General features: G+C 53.9%; 13 protein-coding genes. 9 read left to right on the top strand and 4 right to left on the bottom strand.

Features of this window, described 5'->3' with window-relative positions; translation table 11 throughout:
- Together VNX88_08955 and VNX88_08960 are read right to left on the bottom strand one after the other, a co-directional pair.
- Window positions 1–652, bottom strand: a 652-nt coding sequence (locus tag VNX88_08955; GenBank protein ID HWY68780.1) for an ATP-binding protein, incomplete at its 3' end; no start/stop codon positions are given.
- A 334-nt stretch (window positions 653–986) separates the two neighbouring features.
- A complete protein-coding gene (locus VNX88_08960) occupies window positions 987–1805 on the bottom strand; it encodes a hypothetical protein (protein ID HWY68781.1) in 819 nt (272 codons plus the stop codon).
- Between the two features lie 625 nt (window positions 1806–2430).
- Between VNX88_08960 and VNX88_08965 the strand changes: the two genes are divergently transcribed.
- The 9 genes from VNX88_08965 (at window position 2431) to VNX88_09005 (ending at window position 18769) form a co-directional block, all read left to right on the top strand.
- Window positions 2431–4236 (top strand): ATP-binding protein, encoded by a 1806-nt coding sequence (locus VNX88_08965; protein HWY68782.1) that lies wholly within the window; start codon window positions 2431–2433, stop codon window positions 4234–4236.
- On the top strand, window positions 4233–4859 hold the full coding sequence (locus VNX88_08970) for a response regulator transcription factor (GenBank protein ID HWY68783.1): 627 nt from the start codon (window positions 4233–4235) through the stop codon (window positions 4857–4859). Before VNX88_08965 ends, VNX88_08970 begins: the two co-directional genes overlap by 4 nt.
- 106 nt (window positions 4860–4965) lie before the next feature.
- A complete protein-coding gene (locus VNX88_08975; protein HWY68784.1) occupies window positions 4966–5724 on the top strand; it encodes a response regulator in 759 nt (252 codons plus the stop codon).
- Window positions 5725–5810: 86 nt separating this feature from the next.
- Window positions 5811–6863, top strand: coding sequence for a sigma 54-interacting transcriptional regulator (locus VNX88_08980; GenBank protein HWY68785.1), 1053 nt, complete (start codon window positions 5811–5813; stop codon window positions 6861–6863).
- A 103-nt stretch (window positions 6864–6966) separates the two neighbouring features.
- A complete protein-coding gene (locus VNX88_08985; GenBank protein HWY68786.1) occupies window positions 6967–10191 on the top strand; it encodes a carboxypeptidase regulatory-like domain-containing protein in 3225 nt (1074 codons plus the stop codon).
- A 78-nt stretch (window positions 10192–10269) separates the two neighbouring features.
- A complete protein-coding gene (locus VNX88_08990; GenBank protein HWY68787.1) occupies window positions 10270–16503 on the top strand; it encodes an AAA family ATPase in 6234 nt (2077 codons plus the stop codon).
- Entirely contained in the window at window positions 16500–17126 is a 627-nt protein-coding gene (locus VNX88_08995; GenBank protein HWY68788.1) for a response regulator transcription factor, read from the top strand. Before VNX88_08990 ends, VNX88_08995 begins: the two co-directional genes overlap by 4 nt.
- A gap of 160 nt (window positions 17127–17286) precedes the next feature.
- Window positions 17287–17655, top strand: a complete 369-nt coding sequence (locus tag VNX88_09000; protein ID HWY68789.1) for a response regulator — start codon at window positions 17287–17289, stop codon at window positions 17653–17655.
- Between the two features lie 28 nt (window positions 17656–17683).
- Window positions 17684–18769 carry a sigma 54-interacting transcriptional regulator gene (locus tag VNX88_09005; protein HWY68790.1) on the top strand — a complete coding sequence of 362 codons (1086 nt, stop codon included), beginning with the start codon at window positions 17684–17686 and terminating at the stop codon, window positions 18767–18769.
- A 126-nt stretch (window positions 18770–18895) separates the two neighbouring features.
- Here VNX88_09005 and VNX88_09010 read toward each other — a convergent pair whose 3' ends face one another.
- Together VNX88_09010 and VNX88_09015 are read right to left on the bottom strand one after the other, a co-directional pair.
- Window positions 18896–21010: an FUSC family protein gene (locus VNX88_09010; protein HWY68791.1), complete on the bottom strand. Its 2115-nt coding sequence runs from the start codon at window positions 21008–21010 to the stop codon at window positions 18896–18898.
- Window positions 21010–22134, bottom strand: coding sequence for a biotin/lipoyl-binding protein (locus VNX88_09015; GenBank protein HWY68792.1), 1125 nt, complete (start codon window positions 22132–22134; stop codon window positions 21010–21012). The genes VNX88_09010 and VNX88_09015 overlap by 1 nt, the downstream gene beginning before the upstream one ends.
- Between the last annotated feature and the right edge of the window lie 12 nt (window positions 22135–22146).

Here is a 22146-nt window from a genome sequence, read left to right on the forward strand (position 1 = left end):
TATTGGTAGTGAAGATCATGGGGCGTTTCTTCAAGTGGCGATGGTTGACGACATGGAACAGGACATTGGCAGCGTCCTGCCCGTAAGTCAAGTAGCCGACCTCGTCAATGACCAAGACATGAGGGCGAGTGTAAGTGAGCAGCGCTTGCTGCAACTGTCCTTTTCTGCTGGCATTGGAAAGATCCTCGATGAGTTCGGCGGCGGTGGTGCAGAACGTCTCGAAACCATTCTGGATGGCACGATAGCCGATGGCGATGGCCAGGTGGGTTTTTCCTCGGCCGGTCTTGCCGTAAAGAATCAACGAGCGTCCCTCGGTGACGAAGTCCGGTCCCAAGTAGGAACCGAGCAGGGACTGACGGAGTGTGGTCTGCAGACTGAAGTCGAACTCATCAATCGTCTTGAAGAAGGGGAAGTGAGCGCTGCGCGTACAGCGCTGCAGGCGGGTTTGCTTGCGGTGCGCCACTTCTTCAGCTAGCAGAAGAGCCAGAAAGTCGCGATAGCTCCAGCTCTCCTTTTCGGCTCGATCCGCCACGTCTTGGTAGATACGCCGCGTGTGCGCCAGGTTCAGCCTTCGGAACAGAGGCTCCAGCTGCCCTTCCGAGAGTTTGGGGATTTTCAGCGTGGGCCCGGGATTGTGATTCTTACTCGTCATGATTGCCCTCCGTTGTGATCGACATCGTGCACCGTTGAGAATGAGTTCTTTTCCTCCCTCACCGATTCTTTTGCAGCGGTCCTCGCCGTCAAGGGTCCGCTCCCGCCGCGCCCAAAATGCGGCGCGCCCTTGACCGCTGCGGGCCGCTGCAACCCCGCTCTGCCAGGGAGGAAAAGCAAAACAAAAGACCTCTCCCAGTTTTCTTCGGAAGGGAGGATCTTCCCGTTATTTTTGCTTGTGCCTCGTTCTGCACAGAAAAATTTTGCGCTAGGATCGCCTAGGAACGACGATCGCTGACTTGGTCAACCCATAGCATCCCCCTTTTCGTCGCTTTTCATTGCACCACCTGCGGGAAGCTCAACTCGGCTTGCAGAGATCGCTCCACGTAAAACGCGCCAAAGATCTGCTGCTTCAGTCCTTCTTCCATGGCTCGCCGGAGAACGTCCGGCCCGTGGCTCTGGAGAATCTGGTGCAGCCGATCGACATCCTCGAACCACTGCCGTGGTCGGCGATGTACGATCTCGGTGAGATAGCGAATGGCAGGCTCTCCCAGCTCCAGCAGCTGCTGCCGCTTCAAGTAGCGTTTGCCGCGTTTACCGGATACCGCTGCCACCATCGCCGCGCGATGCTCGGCCAAGGTGCGCACTAAACTTTCTACCCTCTCGTCCTTGACCAAACTGACACGCACCAAGCGGGAGTACTTCAGACGCGAGGCGAAGAAATGGATCCGCTCCCGGGTACCATCGCGGAACTCCACTTCCACTTGCCCAAAATCGTGCTGACTGAACTCTCCGGGAAGACCTTCGAAGCGAACCAGCGGCTTGGCCACTTTCGGGCGAAGCGAGGCCACCAGCGCGTAAAGCCACGTCTTGCCCCCTCGATAACCACTTTCCCGAACTCGCCGCAAAATCTCCAGCGTGGCCAGATCCGGCGCTTCCTGCAGAATCTCGACCACCTGTTTCCGGAAAGTCACGACCGTGCTGGGCCGACCGATCTGGCGTTTCCTGCGCTCGGCCACATCATCGACGTGCCCCACCGGGTGCTCTTCGGCGATGCGTTTTACCGAACGCAGCGAAACCCCGCTTAAGCGCGCTACTTCGGTCTTCGCGTGACCAGCCTTCAGTAAAATCTCAACTTCATGTCGTTTCAGCATGCCCAACATTCTCCTCCCTCCGCTCCTGGCTAAGCCGGAGCACAGGGAGTTTTAGCGCTTCTGGAGGTTCTTAGGCGTGCCAGAATTTCCGGAATTAGGAGGGCCAGAATTTACGGAACCGACAAATGATCACCTTGGCATTGCACTACCGTTGAAATGTCGGGTCATTCGACATGCGACGAACGAGGTGGCATGCCAACTGTCTGTGTTAAATACAGAAAACTCGGTAGTCGACGGTGTTTTCTGGTATAAAATAGGCCCCTTGTAATGTCCCGCAAAACAAAAGTCGACCCAAAACGTCCCGCTTCGCCGACAGATATTTTCGGCGACGGTGAACTTTGATGAAAGCCTCTGTCGACAAAATCGCACTCGGCATTACTGAGAATGACGTCCGACTCGGCAGCCAGCTTATCCATTCCTGGCAAAGCGACGCCGAAAGGAGGGCTAACAATGCCAAGACTTGAGCGTTCACAATGGTATGACCTGTACGCCGCGAAGCTTTACTCGGCGCCGTACATTTGGCGTTGCAACAGAACGACGGACGATGATGTCTGCATTACTGCTAGGCGACTGATAGGAAGACTCCTAAGGCGCGTGAAATCGCGCCGCCGTTGAAGGTAGAAATATGCGTTCATTTTCCACGTCAAGAGCCAACACCAAGTTGGAAGATTCAATTCCAGAAGCTGGGGCTTCGCTAGAGTCGATCCTCTGCACCGAGGAGTTGCAGCGCCGCCCATGGCGTCCTCCTGATTATGAAAAAGAGAATCGCGCGCTCGTGGCACTGATGAGCGGACTCGCCGATTCACCAAGCACCATTTTTCAGACGCTGGCTGATACGATTCTGGATATCACCCAGTGTGACTCCGCTGGCCTTAGCCTGCTGACAAGGGATGGCCAAAAACCAGACATTTGCGGCAAAAGGTTCTATTGGCCAGCTATCGCCGGCTTGTGGAATCCGCACGTTGGAGGTGGGACCCCGCGGAACTTCGGACCGTGCGGAGACGTCCTCGATCAAAATCGTACCTTGTTGTTCACCCACTTCGAGCGGCGTTATCCCTATTTGATGCCAGTCAGTCCGGCAGCCGAAGAATGCCTGCTGGTCCCGTTTTACGTCGCCGGCGAGGCGGTTGGAACCATCTGGGCGATTATGCACAGCGACCGCCGCAAGTTCGACGCAGAAGATGATCGGGTCATGGCGTCTCTAGGGAAGTTTGCCTCTTCCGCGTATCAAGCGCTGGCACATATCGAAGACCTGAAATTCCAGGTGTCCGAGCGCGAAAAGGCAGAAGCAGAAGTCCGTGAATTGGCAAGAGGGTTGGAAGCGAAGATCCGGCGTCTGGTCGATGCCAATGTTGTCGGAATGGTTATGTGGAATCTCCAAGGGGCGATCACCGGGGCCAACGAAGCATTTCTCCGCATGGTGCAATACGACATTGAGGATATCGCTTCCGGTCGTGTGCGCTGGACGGAACTCACACCTGCCGAATGGCGCGATCGTGACGAATGGGCAATAACCGAGCTAAAGACGACTGGCATCTTTCAAACCTTCGAGAAGGAGTTCTTCCGGAAAGATGGCAGCCGCGTACCTGTACTTCTCGGCGGCGCACTCTTCGAAGGCGATGGGAACGACGGTGTCGCTTTCGTGCTCGACTTGACCGAGCAAAAGCGAGCGCAAGAAAAGCTTCAAGAGGCCCAACAATCCCTTTACGCAACTCAGGTGGACCTTGCTCGGGTCTCCCGGCTGACAACTATGGGCGAATTGGCAGCTTCCATAGCCCATGAAGTTAACCAACCTCTGACCGCGATAACAAATAACGCTAGCGCATGCCTCAGACTGCTCACTGATCGCAATCTCGATCCTGAGGTTCTGCGACGGGCTCTCGAAGAAATTGTTGCGGATGCCACTCGTGCGAGTGCTGTTATAGCTCGGATTCGCGCATTCATAAAGAACGCGCCTGCGGAAAAGAGCGAACTGGATATAAACGAGGTTATCCAGGAGGTGTTGACTCTAGCTGGCCATGAGCTTCAGAAGAAACGAATCTTTGTCGAGTGCCAATTGACCAAAACATTGCCCCTCGTCCTGGCTGATCGCGTTCAGTTGCAGCAGGTTCTGCTGAACTTGATTATGAATGGCATCGAAGCGATGACCGCGGTTACAGACCGCCCTCTCGTGCTTTGGGTGCAATCCCAGGCGGATGAGTCTGGCGGAATACTGGTTGCAGTACGCGACGCCGGCATAGGCCTCGGCTCAGAGGCAGATCGTTTGTTCACCCCGTTCTTTACCACGAAGGCAAGCGGTATGGGGATGGGTCTGCCGATTAGCCGTTCGCTCGTCGAAGGTCATGGTGGCCGATTGTGGGTCACACCCAATTCTCCTCACGGTGCGACGTTTTCGTTCACGCTGCCGGTTGCTGGCGGGAGTCTTTCATGACGGAGCCTCGCATAGTATTTGCTGTCGATGACGACCCATCAGTACGCTCTTCGCTCAAGTTCCTCTTAAGCACGGTGGGTCTGCAGGCGGAAACCTTTGATTCAGCAGATAGCTTTCTGCGCAAAAAACTGCCCGACGTTCCCAGCTGCCTTGTACTGGACGTGAGGCTACCGGGATTGAGTGGACTCGATTTCCAACGCGAGCTTGCGGCGAGAAATATTCGTATCCCAATAGTCTTTCTCACCGGGCACGGCGATATTCTCATGAGTGTTCGAGCGATGAAGGCTGGCGCCGTTGAATTCCTCACCAAACCGTTCCGTGACCAGGATCTGCTGGACGCTGTTCGCGCCGCACTCGATCGGGATCGTGCCAGACGCGAACAAGAGAAAAAAGTGGCGGACCTTCGGCGGCGCTTCGACTCTCTGACATCTCGCGAGCAAGAGGTGATCTCCTTGGTGGTCTCGGGGATGCTCAACAAACAGATAGCAGCTCAACTCGGAACCGCGGAAAGCACCGTAAAGGTCCAGCGCGGCCGGGCAATGGAGAAGATGCACGCAGCATCACTTGCCGAGCTGATAAAAATGATCGAGAAGCTCAAGGTCCCGTCAGAAAAAGCGTCGTAAGCTAAAGCTTACGGGCATTCTCCTTTTTGCCGACTTAAAAATACCAACACCGAATAGATTCTTCTCCCGTTGAGGAATACCTTCAGTTCAATGGGAGTTGAGAGTGATGAAAAATCTAATCTCGGTAGTTGACGACGACGAGTCCATCCGCAGAACCACATCGCTCCTCATCGAATCTTTTGGGTTTCGAGCGGCAGCCTTCGAATCTGCCGAAAGTTTTTTGAGATCCGCGGAGGCCCGGGAGACGTCATGTCTCATCGTCGACGTGCAGATGCCGGGGATGAATGGGCTCCAGCTTCAAAGCCATTTGGCCGCTGCCGGTTACAGGATCCCTATCATTTTCGTCACCGCCTACGACAACCAAGAATCCCGTCGACGGGCATTGCAAGCCGGTGCCGTCGCATTCCTCGGCAAACCTTTTAGTGATGAGCTTTTGCTTCAAACCATTCGTTCAGCTTTACGGGAAGAATGCGGACTAAGAAAGAATCTGATCTCGATAGTTGACGACGATGAGTCCGTCCGCAGGACGACGACATTGCTGATCGAGTCTTTTGGCTTTCGAGCGGCGGCCTTCGAGTCTTCCGAAACTTTCTTAAGGTCTTCCCACGTAAACGAGACCTCGTGTCTTGTTGTTGACCTACGAATGCCGGGCATGGATGGGCTGCATCTTCAAAGCCATGTCGCTGCCACAGGATGCAACATTCCAATTATTTTCATTACCGCTTACGACGATAAGGAATCCCGTCAGAAGGCATTGGAAGCCGGTGCCGTCGCATTTCTAAGCAAGCCTTTCAATGACGAGCTTTTGCTCCAAACCGTTCGTGCAGCCTTGCGGCATGACGAAGGCAGTGCGAAGACCATATGACTAAAGGAGTCATGCAGATGTACACATCACGTGTTTCTCTAGGCTCCAGCTCGGGCTTTACAGAGAATGTTTGTGGGGGGTGAGTCATGGAAAACGTCAACAGAGTTCCGTCCAGTGAAAATGGTTGTGCTGAGGATAGATTTAAACAAATCATAGGCAGTAGCCCTGCTCTGAAATCTGCGCTCGCCGAAGTGGACCGCGTGGCACTAACCGATTCCACTGTGCTGGTTCTAGGAGAAACCGGATCGGGCAAGGAATTAATTGCCCGCGCTATTCACAATCTCAGCCCACGCTGCGGGCGCCCATTCGTGAAGCTGAACTGCGCTGCCATTCCCTTCGATCTGTTAGAGAGCGAGTTGTTCGGGCACGAAAAGGGTGCATTTACCGGGGCCGTGGCGCAAAAAATTGGCCGCTTCGAAATGGCCGATGGCGGAACCTTGTTCTTGGATGAAATCGGGGATATTCCCCTGGCGCTCCAACCCAAGCTGCTGCGCGTCTTGCAGGAACGGGAATTCGAGCGGCTGGGGAGCGGCCGGACACATCGCGTCAATGTTCGTTTGGTTGCGGCCACGCATCGCGATCTTGCCGAGATGGTCAGGCGGAAAGAATTCCGCAGCGATCTCTATTACCGTCTGAATGTTTTCCCTCTGTCGGTTCCACCCTTACGCGAGCGCGTCGAGGACATTCCGCAGTTGGTATCACATTTCGTTGAGGTTTTTTCACGGCGCATGGGAAAACAGATCGATGAGATACCGGCGCACACACTCAATGCCTTCGTGTCGTATTCCTGGCCAGGGAACGTGCGCGAACTTCAGAACCTGGTGGAGCGAGCGGTCATCCGGTCGGACGACGGAGTACTTGCTAGTCCTTTGCCGGCATCGCATCAAGGCGCAGAGACAGTTATTCCTGAAGACGGCACATTTTGGGAATCCGAACGGGCTCTGATCTTGAAGGCTTTGCGTGCGGCAGGCGGTATGATCGGAGGGCCTGGCGGCGCTGCCGCAAGCCTGGGAGTCAAACGCACGTCGCTCATTTCCAAAATGAAACGCCTCGGAATCTATCACCCCCGGCGCCAAAGAGGGATAGATGCGCTCAGCCAACAGCTGTCTGGATCTGGCTCGATTGCGGACAGTGCTTAGTCAGAGTCTGTCGAGATCTCACAGGACAGCAAATGGACGGCATTATGAACGAGGTGGACTGACGGTTCAGTACATCGAATGCAAAGTTAGGAAGAGGCGCGACATGACTGCGACCGCAACTCATAGCAAGAAATCCGCATCGCGTACACTCTTGGCGCTGTCGTTAGCGTTGGTCGTCTCAACGTATGGCTGGTCGCAAACGCAGCTTGGGAAAGTTTTCGGCACCATCACCGATTCAACAGGTGCTGTTGTTGTCGAAGCCGAAGTCACTCTCGTTAATATAAGCACCGGATTGAAACGGAATGCGCGCACCGACGCCAAAGGCCAGTTCTACGTAGCCGGCCTGCCAAGCGGAAAATACACGGTCCGTGTAGAGAAAGAAAGCTTCCAAACAGAGGTTCGAGAAGGAATTGCACTCGGATCAGGTGATGCGTTAGCGATAAATCTGTCACTTGCGGTGGGCACCGTGCCACAAGAAGTCAGGGTCACAGCGGACGTCGTTGGAGTTGACAGTACTTCTTCGACTGTAGGCGGCTCCCTTGATGAACGAAACCTGGCCGAACTTCCCCTGAACGGCCGCGATTTATTTAAGGCCGCGGTTTTGGAGCCTGGCGTCGCCCCAACGCCCAGCAGTGCTCCGTCATTGCTTTCAAACGGCAAGACCGGGCAAATTTCAATTCACGGTATGCGTCCGAGTTGGACGAACGTTCTGATCGACGGCATGGACGCAAACGATCCCGTGTTTGGCTTTTCGCCGGCGGGTGCCTCCGGACTCTTTCTCGGGCTCGATGAATTCGCGGAGGTAAACGTCCTCACCCAGACCTTTAATGCAGATTATGGCAACCATGGTGGCGGAATCGTCGAGGCCATCACCAAGTCAGGAAGCAATCAGCTTCATGGATCGTTATTCGAAATGCATCGCGATGCAGCACTTGATGCCAAGAACTACTTCGATGTGCCTAATCTTCCGATCCCACAATTTGTCCGGAACCAATTTGGCGCCAGCGTTGGTGGGCCCATAGTGCATGACCGCACATTCTTTTTTGTGAGCTATGAAGGCTTCCGCGAAGTGCAGGCATCCACAGCAATAGCTACCGTCCCTGACGCCCTTGCTCGTCAAGGCCTGCTGCCCTCTGCAAGCGATCCGAGCGCTTGCCGCAGTGCCACTCCTAACGGTTGTATTCCCATCGGTGTTAATCCCCGAGTGCAGCCTTTTCTTGCACTTCTACCACCTTCGAATGGGGAAGATAACGGTGACGGAACGGGCGACCTGATCACTGCCGATAAAGGCGCAACAAATGAGCACCGTGGTATGGTTCGCATGGATCACAATTTCTCCGATGTCCATTCGTTGTTCGGGCGTTACATAATTGATGACAGTTCGTCACTGGTTCCTTATTTCGGCTCTCCTCCCGGCACGTACGTCCCTGGCTTTCCAGTAGGTCAGCAGGCTCGGAATCAGTACTTCACTCTGCAGGATCGGAAAAATTTCGGACCGCAGTTGTCCAATGAACTACGCTTCGGTATCAACCGCACAACCGCGTCAACCTCGATTGTCGACACACACCCTGGTCTCTCTATTTCCAGAGTTCCAGGCCGGCCCTTCGGGATGCTCGACATTGCGGGTATGAGCTTCATTGGCCACAACATAGACATTCCCCTGGGTGATTTTTCGACGGTATATCAAATTCAGGAACAGGTTTCGCGCACAACTGGCCGTGAGACTTTTAAATTCGGGGGTGAGTTCCGAAGAATTCAGTCCAACGGCCCCTTAGATGCTGCGGTAAATGGACTGTATTCGTTCGTGGATTTGAGTCCCTTCGGTTTTCCAGTACACAGCAACAACCCGCCTCTGGAATTCTTTCTTGAGGGGCTGCCTTTTTCATACTTGGGTTCTGTTCCCTCAATGTCCGATTCGCACCGTAACTACCGACAGAATACTGTGTCTGGATTTGCGCAGGATTTCCTGCGAGTAAGCAGCCGTCTGACCGTGAATGCAGGGTTGCGATACGATCTTTACTCCAACCCAACCGAGGTACAAGGACGTCTGTCGGTCATTCGTGATCCGGCCACCGATTCCGGGCCGACGGTTGGCAAAGTATTTGCGGCGACACCGCGGGATCTCATCTCACCACAGGTTGGCTTCGCTTGGGGCATATCGGGTGACGGCAAGACTGTACTGCGCGCGGGAAGCGGTATCTTTCGCGACCAATTGCCCGTAATTCTATTTGGCATTGATCGGTTTCTACCTCCTTTTTTTGGCATAGATACTTTGATTTTCCCCAGTTTTCCTAACCCTCAAAATGCGGTGCTCACACAACCACTATTTCTGATCCAAACGACTTACCATCCGAAGTTCCCGTACGCGATGCAATATAACCTCAACTTGGAACGGGAAATCACGCAAGGTACGATTCTCAGCGCAGGATACTTTGGTGCGCGCGGCAATCACCTCACGCGTGCGGGAGAGCAGAACCCATTCGAACTAGCGTTGGGACATCGCTTCAATCCCAACTTGCCCTCCCCTCTGCAGATGGTGCTAACCGATGCTCAATCTTTCTATAACTCCTTCCAACTGTCCGTCTCAAGACAGCACAGCGATAATTTTTCCTGGCAGGTCTCTTACACGTTGTCTCATTCGATTGATGATGCTTCTAACGCTTTTCTCATAGAAGCGGTTAACGAGCCAGAGTCTCAGGACATTTTCAATCGCAAGGGAAGCCGAGGCCGCTCGGGATTTGACATCCGGCACAATTTCGTCGGGAACGTTGTATATGAACTGCCGTTTGGACGCGGAAGGGAGTTCGGCGGATGGCAGCTCTCGGGCATTGCCAGCGTTCACAGCAATGTGCCTTTTACGCCAGTACTTTCGTTCGACAATGCGGGTTTGCAGTCTGTGGTAACCGCGGAAAGACCAAACCTCATTGGCAATCCTTACTCAGGTGTTTGTCCAAACGGCACCAGAGTGGGTACACCAGCATGTTGGTTTAACCCGACTGCATTTGCGTTACCGCCTCTCGGTCAGTTTGGCACTGCTGGCAGAAATTCGCTGAGCGGACCTGGCTTCGCGCAATTTGATCTGAGCCTTCGTAAGGCCTTTCATCTACCGAAAGAAACGGAAATCGCCTTCGGAGCAGACTTGTTCAATTTGCTGAATCATCCGAATTTTGCCGTTCCCAGTAACACGCAAAATCCTATCGCTCTGGGAGGGAACGGAGACGCTATTTTTAAAAATGCGGCTGGTGATTTCGCTGACAACTCCGGCCGGATATTTACCACCGTCGGGCGTTCGCGTGAGATTCAATTGGACGCACGGTTCATCTTCTAACGGCCAGACCACCGGGCAGCGCGGAGCCGCGAGCCCTAACACCACAGTGGTGTTCTGGTGGGGGAAGGATAAGAAATCGTGGAACTCTCAGGGTATGAAGTAGAACTCCTACGCAGGGACCAAGAATTTATCCTGTATCGGGGCCACTCGAAAGAGGTAAAAGTCCCCCCTATCCTCCTACTCGAAACTGTTTCACCTCACTCAGCGCTCGAAACTCTCAAGAAGCTGGAGCACGAATATTCGTTGAGAAGCGAACTGGACACAACATGGGCACTTCGGCCCATAACCTTATCCCAGCACAACGAGCGGAGTGTTCTCGTATTCGAAGATCCCGGGGGTAAACCTCTCAATCAGCTCGTTGACGCGCCGATGGAAATGAAAGTGTTTCTGCCCCTGGCTATCGCTATTGCAGATGTAGTCGGTCAGTTACACAAGCGGCATATCATCCACAAAGACCTGAAGCCCTCGAACATTTTGGTTGCACCTGAAGATGGCCGCGTATGGCTTACGGGTTTCGGGATCGCTTCACGCTTGCCGCGCGAACGCCGGTCCCTCGAACCTCCTGAATTCATTTCGGGAACCCTCGCTTACATGGCACCGGAACAGACGGGACGCATGAATCGTTCGATCGATTCTCGTACCGATCTGTACGCACTCGGTGTCATGCTCTACGAACTGCTCACCGGTAGCCTGCCCTTTATCGCATCGGATCCGATGGAGTGGGTGCATTGCCATATCGCACGACAACCCATGCCGCCTCACGAGCGGTCACAGAATGTACCTCTCACAGTCTCTGCAATCGTAATGAAGTTGCTTGCCAAAACTCCTGAGGACCGTTATCAGACAGCGTACGGTACCAAAAAGGATCTTGAGCGTTGTCTTGCTGAGTTGGAAAACGATACGAGTATCAGTCAATTTCCGCTTGGCGAACATGATGTGCCGGACAGGCTGCTAATTCCGGAGAAGTTGTACGGGCGAGCATCCGAGATCGACCGATTGATTGCATCGTTTGACCGAATCGTATCTGGCGCCAGACCGGAGTTGGTGTTGGTTTCCGGATATGCCGGTGTTGGTAAGTCATCCGTCGTAAATGAGCTTCATAAAGCTCTGCTTCCACTGCACGCACTCTTTGCGTCGGGTAAATTCGATCAGTACAAGCGCGACATCCCCTATGCCACTTTGGCGCAGGCCTTCCAGGGCCTCATTCATCCACTTCTTGGCAAGAGCGAAGCAGAGCTGACCCCATGGCGCGATGCCCTTCGTAAGGCGCTAGATCAGAACGGACAGCTCATTGTTGATCTGGTTCCGGAACTGAAGCGGATTATAGGAGAACAGCAGCCTGTTCCCGAACTTTCGACGCAGGATGCTCAACGTCGGTTCCACGTAGTGTTCCGCCGATTCATCAGCGTTTTTGCCCGCTCGGAACACCCTCTGGCACTTTTTCTCGACGACTTGCAATGGCTCGATGCTGCGACGCTGGATTTGATCGATGATCTGTTGAGCCAGTCCGACGTGAAGCATTTCATGTTGATCGGCGCTTACCGAGACAACGAAGTGGACCCCACACATCCGCTGATGCGCAAGCTGCAAGCGATACGTCAGACCGGAGCAATCGTGCACGATATCGTACTTGCTCCCTTAACTCGCAATGATCTCGAGCTACTGATTGCAGATGCGCTTCGTTGCGAGCCGGATCGTGCTACCCCACTGGCACAACTTATCCATGAGAAGACCGCGGGCAATCCGTTTTTCGCGATTCAGTTCATTGCTTCGCTGGCTGAAGAAGGATTACTCGCCTTCGATCATGGCGAAGGGCGATGGTCTTGGGAACTGAATCGCATTCACTCGAGGGGTTACACCGATAATGTGGTCGACCTAATAGTGGAAAAGTTTAGTCGCCTGCCTGCCGAAACCCAGAACGCATTAAAGCTGCTTGCATGCCTAGGCACCAGCACAGAGTTCACCACGTTGCGCATGCTTCACCAAGAGTCAGAGGAGGAGATCCATCGCCAGCTTTGGGAAGCTGTCCAAGGCGGCCTTATCTTTCGCTCCGAAGATTCCTACTCGTTCCTCCATGATCGCGTTCAGGAAGCCGCCTACTCGTTGATCACAGAACAATCGCGCGCCGAGGCGCACCTCCGAATCGGAAGGCTGCTGGCAGAGAGAACTCCTTCAGAGGAGCGCGAAGCAAGAATTTTCGAGATCGTAACCCAGCTTAATCGCGCCACTCACCTCATTACCTCGAATGACGAGAGAAAGCGTATCGGAGAATTCAACTTGATCGCAGCCAGGCGGGCGAAACTCTCGACCGCCTATGCCTCAGCTCTTTCTTACCTTGCGAAGGGTCGGACGCTACTGGCAGAAGAGAATTGGGACACAGATTACGATCTTATTTTTTCGCTCGAATGCCTGACAGCTGAATGTGAACTACTGACTGCCGATATGGAGTCCGCCGAAAAGCGGCTTTCAATGCTCGCCGCGAGGGCAAAAAGCGCCCATGATTTGGCTGTTGTCACACGTTTGCAGCTTACGCTCTACACGGCGTCGGATCGACTCGAACGTGGCGTAGAGATATGCCTTGAATATCTTCGGCGTGACGGGACGAGCTGGTCGGCTCATCCGACCGACGACGACGTACGACGCGAATACGATCGGATTTGGTCACTGCTCGGCGACCGACAGATCGAGGACCTCCTCGATCTGCCCTTGGTCGCCAACCCCGATATTTTGGACGTTCTAGAGGTTCTGACGGAACTTGTTACGCCTGCAGTGTTCTTCGACAAAAACCTATGCGCACTCGTAGTTTGCCACTTGGTGAATCTTAGTCTCGAGCACGGCAATGGCGATGGGTCATGCTTTGCGTATGTGTGGTTTGGGATCATCGCCGGACCGCGCTTCGGTAGGTACAAAGATGCATTTCGATTTGGTCAGCTCGGCCACGACTTATTGTGGAAGCGCAGGTTGAAGCGTTATGAGGCTCGCACTTGTCTGTGCTTCGGCGTCGTTGTCCCGTGGACAAAACATGCGCGGCACAGCCGCGACCTGGTGCGTCATGCCTTCGATGCCGCTTACAGGATGGGCGATTTTACATATGCGGCATATAGCTTCACGCAGTTGGTCACGAATTTTCTGGTTGTCGGAGATCCCCTTGCCGAGGCGCAAGCGGAAGCGGAGAAAGGAGTCGAGTTTGCTAAGAGCGCACGCGTCGGACTCGTTGTCGATATCGTCAGGTCTGATCTCCAGCTAATCCGGACCCTCCGTGGCTTGACGAATAAATTTGGTTCGTTCAACGACAAAGAGTTCGATGAAGCTGGGTTTGAGCAGCATCTGGCAAGTAATCCCGCTTTAGCGGATCCTGGTTTTGGATATTGGACTCTTAAGGCAGAAGCACGGTTCTTTGCAGGTGACTATGTTTCCGCCGTCGAGGCGTCATTGAGGGCGCAAGAACTGTTGTGGGCAGCACCAGCACTGCTTGAATCAGCAGCATTCCGATTCTATGGTGCGCTTTCACACGCAGCAGCCTGGGATTCCGCATCTCCCGATGCGCGTCAGAAGCATTTCGAAGCTTTAATAGCTCATCACAAACAGCTCGAAATATGGGCGGAGCATTGTCCAGCGAATTTTGAAAACCGTGTGGCGCTGGTCAGTGCCGAAATCGCACGAATAGAAGGCCGGGTGCTCGATGCCGAAGGCTGTTACGAAAAAGCCATCCGCTCCGCGCACACAAACGGATTCATTCACAACGAGGCCGTTGCCTACGAGCTTGCTGCCCGCTTCTACGCGGCACGAGGCTTCGACAAGATCGCGGATACGTATTTGCGGGAAGCCCGGTATTGCTACGTCCGTTGGGGAGCTGACGGCAAAGTAAAGCAACTCGACTATCTCTATCCCCGCCTTAAAGACGAGGACCCTGCTCGGGGCACAACGAGCACGATTGTGGCACCGGCCGAACTCCTGGATCTAGCGACCGTAATCAAAGTCTCGCAAGCATTCTCAGGCGAGATGGTTTTGGAAAAACTGATCGAGAGGATCATGCGTGTGGCCATCGAGCATGCGGGCGCTGAACGCGGTGTCCTGATCCTTCCCCGATCTGATGAATTGCAGATAGAGGCGGAGGCCACGGCTACGGAAAACGACGTCAGAGTGGAACTCCGACATGTCAACTCAGCCGTGTTGCCCGAGTCCCTCGTTCGCTACGTAATGCGCACTCGCCAGGACGTGATTCTCGACGATGCCAGTACAGGGAACCCGTTTTCGGCGGATCCGTACATTGTTCAGTATCACGCACGTTCCGTTATCTGTTTGCCGTTGGTTAACCAGGCCAGGCTCACCGGAGTCATTTACCTTGAAAACAACCTGACTCCCCGCGTTTTCAATTCCGACCGGATCACTGTTCTGAAGGTGCTTGCGTCGCAAGCGACCATCTCGCTCGAAAATACGCGACTCTACCGCGATCTCGAAAACCGTGAAGCGAAGATTCGGCGTCTAATCGACGCCAATATTCTGTCAGTCGTTATGTGGACTGTTGAGGGTGCCATCGTCGCGTCCAATGATGCCTTTCTACGCCTGGTGCAATACGAGCGTGAAGATGTCGCCTCGGGTCGCGTACGCTGGACTGATTTGACCCCAACGGAATGGCGTGAGTGGGATGAACGCGCTTTGGCACAAATAAAGCAGACTGGCTCCGTACAGCCTTATGAGAAGGAATTGTTCCGGAAAGACGGCAGCCGCGTGCCCGTGCTGGTCGCAGGGGCGGTGTTCGACGAAGGCGGCCACGAGGGTGTTGGTTTCGCGCTTGATTTAAGCCAACAAAAGCGGGTCGAGGAGGCATTGCGCCGAAGCGAGAATTACCTTGCCGAAGCGCAGAAGCTGACCCAAACAGGCAGTTGTGCCATTGATGGCACAAGTCGCGAGACGGTGTACTGGTCCGACGAAATGTTCCGACTTTTCGGCTTTGATCCACACCAGGGCTTACCAATGTTTGACCAATGGTTGCAGCGAATACACCCAGAAGACCGCGATAAGGTGAAGCTGGCGAATGAAAGGACGTTCCTCAATAAAGTAAATTGCGACGTCCAGTTCAGGATCGTGAAACCCGATGGAACACTCACGCATATTCATGGCATCGGCCATCCACTTTTGGGTCCCAATGGAGAGCTTGTTCAAGTGGTCGGCACGATGGTCGATATCACGGAGCGCAGGCGTGCCGAAGAAGCTCTGCGAGAACAAGCTGATCTCCTGAACTTGACGAATGACGCAATTTTCGTTCGCGACATGAATTTGGTCGTCATTTACTGGAATCGTGGAGCAGAGGAATTGTACGGGTGGACTGCTGCAGAAGCCCAAGGCACGAGTAGTGCTGAGTTGCTGAAAACAGTATTCCCGGTGCCGCTTGAACGGATCAAGGCGGAGTTGGTGAGCCATGGCCGCTGGGAAGGCGAGCTCTTGCGCACCAAAAAGGACGGAACTCAGGTGGTCGTGGCGAGCCGGTGGTCCTTGCAGCGCGACGACAAGGGCGAGCCAACAGCCATTCTGGAAACCAACAACGACATTACGGACCGCAAGCGCGCGGAAGACGCGCGCGACAGGCTACGACAGCTAGAGGCGGATCTCGCGCATATCAACCGCGTGAGCACGATGGGAGAATTGACCGCCTCGTTGGCACACGAAATCAAACAACCAATTGGCGCGGCGGTAACCAACGCTGAAGTGTGCTTACGATTGCTTAATCGCAATCAGCCCGATGTTCCGGACGCGCTCGAAGCTGCTTTTGAGATGGCTAAGGACGCGAGGCGCGCAGCCGATATCATCGAACGTGTCCGTTCGTTGTTCCAGAAAGGTTCTTCGCGACTGGAACTTTTTGATGTGAACGAAGCCATTGCGGAGATGTTGATTTTGTTGCACAACGAGGCGAATCGACATTCAGTTATGATGCGCACGGATCTCGCCGAAGGACTCCCTCAAGTGACGGCAGATCGGGTGCAGTTGCAACAGGTATTGATGAACCTCATGCTCAATGGTATTGAGGCGATGAGGCAAAACGGCGGCGAGCTAAGCATCAAGTCGCAGTTGAGTGAAGATGGTCAACTGCTGATCTCGATAAGTGATAATGGCGTGGGTTTGCCTGCCGAAAGAGCAGATCAGATATTCAAGGCATTTTTTACTACCAAGCCTCAAGGCACAGGTCTGGGATTATCGATCACTCGTTCCATTGTGGAATCGCATGGTGGGCGCGTGTGGGCCGCCGCGAACTCTGGACGAGGCACAACGTTTCACTTTACGCTGCCCATCAGAACGGCTGTCGCCGCATGACTTCTCCTGATGAAGCTACCGTTTTCATCATCGATGATGATGCCCGAATGCGCGCCGCGACACTGCGACTCTTGAAGACCGTAGGTTTGCATTCTGAGTCGTTCGCTAGTCCGCAAGATTTTCTACGTCACAAGCTTCCAAATGGTCCCAGTTGCCTCGTCTTAGATGTGCGCCTTCCGGGAATCAGTGGACTGGATCTTCAACGCAAGTTAAACGAGATGGGAGTCCACATCCCCATCATTTTCATCACTGGCCACGGAGACATCCCGATGACTGTGAAAGCGATGAAGTCCGGGGCGGTGGAATTTCTGACGAAGCCATTTCGGGATCAAGATCTCTTAGATGCAATTCAACAAGCTCTCCAGCGCGACGCAAAAGAACGACAACAGCAGACTGAAATTGCGGAGCTGAAGGAACGGTACGCCAAGTTGACTGCTCGCGAGCGCGAGGTGATGGGCCTCATCGTTTCCGGCATGCTTACCAAGCAGATTGCATCCACCCTCGGCACAAGCGAAATCACCGCAACTGTTCATCGCGGGCAAGTGATGCATAAAATGCAGGCTAACTCCCCGGCTGAGCTAGGAAGAATTGCAGAGAAACTTAAGCTTCCGATAACGAGCTAGTCATTGGCTAAATGCAAGTCCTGCGATGACTGGCATCCCGCGTCCCTCTTGCAAAGAGTCCCTTATATAAAGACGTCAGTGACCCTATTACAACCAATAATTGCGTTGTGCGGAGAAAGGGTTATCTTTGACCCGTATGACCAGAAAGAGGAAGCGGAAAATGGTCGCAATTGTTGAAGACGATGAATCTTACCGAGCTGCCGTTCAGCGCTTTCTGAAATCGGAGGGTTTTTGGGTGGAATCATTCCCGTCTGCGGAAGATTTTCTGAACTCTGGCCGACAAAGCGAAACCGGCTGTCTGATAACAGACATCCGCATGCCTGGAATGTCGGGGTTGGATCTGCAGGCCAAGTTAAACGCCGAAAATCATCCGATTCCGACGATCTTCATCACAGCCCACGGCGAGGAGAAGATGCGATTACAGGCAATGCGAGGTGGTGCAGTGAAATTTCTCACAAAACCGTTTGACTGCGGAAATCTACTCGAGGGCGTTCGCGCCGCCCTGGATATGACGACTGCCCCTAGTTAATTAACCACAGTTTTGGTAGGAGGTGGTTGTGGGCTCCTTCGGCACACCACGGTCTCGTGATCGAGAGGATCGAGATCCCCAATTTGACCAAGTCGTCGGCAGCAGCCCTGCTCTGGAATCTGTGTTAGCCGAAGTGGAGCGTGTAGCGCCTACTGATTCCACCGTACTGGTTCTTGGAGAGACTGGAACGGGCAAGGAATTAATTGCCCGCGCTATTCACAATCTCAGCCCACGCTGCGGGCGCCCATTCGTGAAGCTGAACTGCGCTGCCATCCCTTTTGATCTCTTGGAAAGCGAACTCTTTGGTCACGAGAAGGGAGCCTTTACCGGAGCCATCGCACAGAAAATTGGCCGCTTCGAAATGGCCGATCAAGGTACGTTGTTCCTGGATGAAATTGGAGATATCCCGCTGGCGCTGCAGCCGAAGCTGCTGCGGGTTCTGCAGGAACAGGAGTTCGAACGCTTGGGGTCCTGCCGAACGCACCGTGTAAATGTTCGTTTGGTCGCGGCCACGCATCGCGATCTTGCCGAGATGGTCAGGCGGAAGGAATTCCGCAGCGATCTCTACTACCGCCTTAACATCTTCCCTGTGTCGCTGCCACCCTTAAGGGAGCGCCGCGAGGACATTGCGCAGTTGGTCTCACATTTCGTCGGAGTCTTTTCAAGCCGAATGGGAAAACGCATCGATCACGTACCGCAGGAAACGATGAATGCGTTCATCTCGTATTCCTGGCCTGGGAACGTGCGGGAACTTCAGAATCTGGTGGAACGAGCGGTCATCCGTTCGGAGAACGGAGCACTGGCGAATCCTCTGCCAACGTCACAGAAGAGTGCACTGGCGTTGGTTCCGGGAGAACGGACTTTACGTGATTCCGAACGCGCTCTGATCTTGAAGGCTTTGCGTGCGGCAGGCGGAATGATCGGAGGGCCTGGCGGCGCTGCCGCAAGCCTGGGGCTCAAACGCACGTCGCTCATTTCCAAAATGAAACGCCTCGGAATCTATCACCCCCGGCGCCAAAGAGGGATAGATGCACTCAGCCAACAGCTGTCAGGATCAGGCTCAATTGCGGACAGTACTTGGTCAGAGTCTGCCCGAGATCTCACAGGAACGTAACCCGCGACTGTAACTGATGCATCTCTACATCATCAACATGCTTGATCTAATGCAGTGGAGCGCAGATCCCGAACTCCTCGCTTCCCACTCGCTCCTCGGGTCCGAATTGGCCGACTACTTGCGAACTCAAATCGCCCGATCCAATGAGTCTGCCAAGCTTACGATTTGATTAGAGAGAAGAAGAAAGCTCCGTACATGTGATTTGAGCTGGAGTTCTGGTATCGATTCAGTCGTCCGTTCTAGATCAATGTAGGAAGCTGCCAGGTCCTGTTTTTGCGCCGATGGATGACCTTCCAGGCGATCGGCGATTCCGTCCAGTGCCGCAGCCAAGCGGTTGTCAAGCGTCACCTGTGCTGCCTCAATAAATGGCGGCAACTCAAAGCCGGCTAAGTGGAGACGGTACTTCAGCAGCGTGATTCGTATAACGAAGAGCAGGCGTAGCTGTGGACTCAAAGCGCGGATCCGCCGTCGTAATGCAAGATCGCTGTGCCGCGAGGGGGCAAATTCGAAGACAACCGCATCAGCCTGAGCCCGCACCTCATCGAACTTGCTGTTGATCGCGTCGCGAAGCTCATAACTACGTTCGATGGCAGCTTTCAACTTCCCGGAAGTTGGCTCTCTTGAAAACTGCGCCAGCAGTCGGAATGTCGCTACGAAGTTCGTCTTCATTGCCATTCCTGCAGACATTCCCCATAGCTGGTCGAAAACAAGCCACATCATGAATAGCCCGAGCAGAATGCCTACAACGCGATCCCGCGCCGGCTCAAGTGAGGTTTGCACTGCAAAATCGGTAAGGTTGATCAAATAGAAAGCAACTGCGATTTGAACTCCAAAATACGACAGACGTGGACTAGCGGTCGCAAACCAGGCAGCCACAAGCGTGCAGGAAACGAATACGATCGTGAACCCGCCGATGGAATCGAGGTGGGGCAGAATGAATACTTGCGCACCGATCCCCATCACGCCGCCAACTGCCGCGCCCGCAATGCGCAACATTTGCTTTTGCCGAGATGATCCAATTGTGCTTAGCGCCGTAAGAAAACACGTTGCAACCGAGGTGCTGATCCCTTGCCAGTCCTTTACGTTGTACAGGAGGTAGCAAAGAGTGGCCGCGAGGCATCCCTTCAATCCGAACTTAATGTGTTCCCGGTTGGAGAAAGCATCCGCAGTAAAGATCCTTAGAAGTTGATCGCCGCGTGATGGCGCCGGATCGTAGGCTCGCAACGAAGTCGAACCTCTGAAGGCCTCCGGAATGAGTGCGATGGTTTGTTGTATTTCGCTCAAAAGGGGCAGAGAATGCGACCTGTCAATGTCGCTTTGGACTTCAAAGGGTGGGGGCATCCTTCCTTCCAGCAGATCGCGACGGATGCTAGCCATTTTTGCAGCCATGATAGAGATTTGCTCTTTATCTTCATCGCCAAGTTCGATGATGAGCGGTGTCGCACTGGCAGCAAGGTCCACAAGCCTTCCGACCAATGCAACCATAGCTCCCATTTGTTCTCGGTAATGCGGTGAATATCCAGACCGCTGCAAAGTGCGGCGAAGCGTTGAGGTTCCCAGCATGGCATAACGGGTGACCTGGTTCTTCGACTCTTCAGTGAGGGGACGCGATGCAGCATAGGAACAAAGCATCTCTTTAACCGCAGCCAATCTCTCTGCAATCGGGTGAAGAAGATCGTCCTCTGAATTCAGTTGGCTATATACAAGCTCGATGAGGACTGTGATCAAACTGCCGAGGGCAGTTGCGCCGAAGGCCCATAGACTTCCTTCCACTTTGAGCTCTGTCGAAATGTTGCGATCCCATAATGGGATCATGATGATGAGTAGATACCCAAAGCGTGCGGCTGCAGTGTAATTCGTCATTGCACTGAGTGAAAAGAACATGACGAACATGGTTCCGATCACCCAGAGCAGTCGTAAGTTCGGATCCTGCAGAAAGAACAACGCTCCGATCAGAACATAAACAACCGAGAACGCAAACGCGATGATGATCGTCTCAAAATCTCTCATGGTTGCTCGCGAATTTTCACGGGAGATGGTCAGCCCATAGATAGCGCCATAAGCTCCATACGGAATGTGCAAAATCAAGGTGAGAAACATGACCAGTGTGGCGGCGATGGTCATGCGTGCCACAAGTGCAACCCTGCCTGGAGAAGGCGTGAGTTCCTCTTTAAGAAAGTCCTTAAGCCAAGATAGCGGACCCATTGGGGGCACAGGCAGAGTTTGAGGAACAGCAGCCATTAGTTTCCGCGGATCGTGACCACAGCTGACTCGCCAACTCGAAACAGATCGGCCGTGGGATTCTCCACGCGCACCCGAACCGGATAGCGCGATGCCAAGTGCACCCAGTTGAGCGTGCGCTGCACATCAGGAAGGCCCGGGCCCAGCTTGCCAATCACGTCAGGATCCGGCGTGACGCCGAAGCCGATGCTGTCCACGACTCCGGAGAAGCGCAGGTTTGGTCTTGAGAGCACATAGATATCCGCAGACATTCCCGGCTTAATTTGTTTCAGTTGTCCTTCACGGAAATTACCGATGGCCCACCAAGTGCGCGAGTCTATCAGCGTGAACATTTGCTGCCCGACGTGTGCGTATGCACCTTCTGAAATTGTGAGATTGGTCACAAGAGCGTCGAAGGGCGCGTATACGCGACAGCTGTCAAGGTTGTAGCGCGCGGTCTTAACGGCCGCGGCTTTTGCGCCGCGCTGGTTGATCAAAGGCTCCAGCGTTGTCACAGCATGCTTCGCCTGTTCGTGTCGCGCCAGAGCAGAACTCAATTCTGTGTTTGCTAACTGCAGTCGAGACTCCGCCTGACGGAGAGCTTCTGCCTCGGCAATCTCCGAACTTCTGGCTCTATCTACTTGGTCTACGGTGACAAACTGCTTGGGCAGCAGGGGCTCGAGTCGATGCAGATTGTTGTTCGCATAACTCCATTCAGCGCGAGCACGACTAACACCCTGCTGCGCGTTGACCACCTCGGCTTCCATGCTATGGATGTTCGCTTGTGCAACCGAGACGGCACTCACCAGTGCGGCTATTCTTCGCTGTTCATCGACGATTTGTCCTTCTAGCGTGGCCTGCTCAGAAATTGCGTTTTCGACAGCGTATTCATACGGTCGTTCATCGATTTCATAGAGCAGGTCACCCTGCTTCACGAATTGATTGTCTTTGACATTCAGCCGGACCAAGGGACCCTCAACTTGCGGCGCGATGCCGATAAAATTCGCAAATACTTCGGCATCGTCGGTTCGCGGGTAGTGTCCTACGTGGTACAGCACTACGGAAGCAAGCACAGCCGTGGCAGCAACCATCCCTATGCTCACCCAGCGGCTGAGCTGCTTCGTGCCGTTTACCTCGCTTTGCATACTCTCAATTCC

The organism is Terriglobales bacterium, from assembly GCA_035567895.1.
In the GTDB taxonomy this organism is placed as follows: Bacteria; Acidobacteriota; Terriglobia; order Terriglobales; family Acidobacteriaceae; genus Gp1-AA112.

What these genes read in the sequence shown, in the direction of transcription:
- VNX88_08985 (HWY68786.1), top strand. Translation starts at nt 6,967, where the DNA reads ATGACTGCGACCGCAACTCATAGCAAGAAATCCGCATCGCGTACACTC.
- VNX88_08960 (HWY68781.1), bottom strand. Translation starts at nt 1,805, where the DNA reads ATGCTGAAACGACATGAAGTTGAGATTTTACTGAAGGCTGGTCACGCG.
- VNX88_09000 (HWY68789.1), top strand. Translation starts at nt 17,287, where the DNA reads ATGGTCGCAATTGTTGAAGACGATGAATCTTACCGAGCTGCCGTTCAG.
- VNX88_08965 (HWY68782.1), top strand. Translation starts at nt 2,431, where the DNA reads ATGCGTTCATTTTCCACGTCAAGAGCCAACACCAAGTTGGAAGATTCA.
- VNX88_08995 (HWY68788.1), top strand. Translation starts at nt 16,500, where the DNA reads ATGACTTCTCCTGATGAAGCTACCGTTTTCATCATCGATGATGATGCC.
- VNX88_09015 (HWY68792.1), bottom strand. Translation starts at nt 22,134, where the DNA reads ATGCAAAGCGAGGTAAACGGCACGAAGCAGCTCAGCCGCTGGGTGAGC.
- VNX88_08980 (HWY68785.1), top strand. Translation starts at nt 5,811, where the DNA reads ATGGAAAACGTCAACAGAGTTCCGTCCAGTGAAAATGGTTGTGCTGAG.
- VNX88_09010 (HWY68791.1), bottom strand. Translation starts at nt 21,010, where the DNA reads ATGGCTGCTGTTCCTCAAACTCTGCCTGTGCCCCCAATGGGTCCGCTA.
- VNX88_08970 (HWY68783.1), top strand. Translation starts at nt 4,233, where the DNA reads ATGACGGAGCCTCGCATAGTATTTGCTGTCGATGACGACCCATCAGTA.
- VNX88_08975 (HWY68784.1), top strand. Translation starts at nt 4,966, where the DNA reads ATGAAAAATCTAATCTCGGTAGTTGACGACGACGAGTCCATCCGCAGA.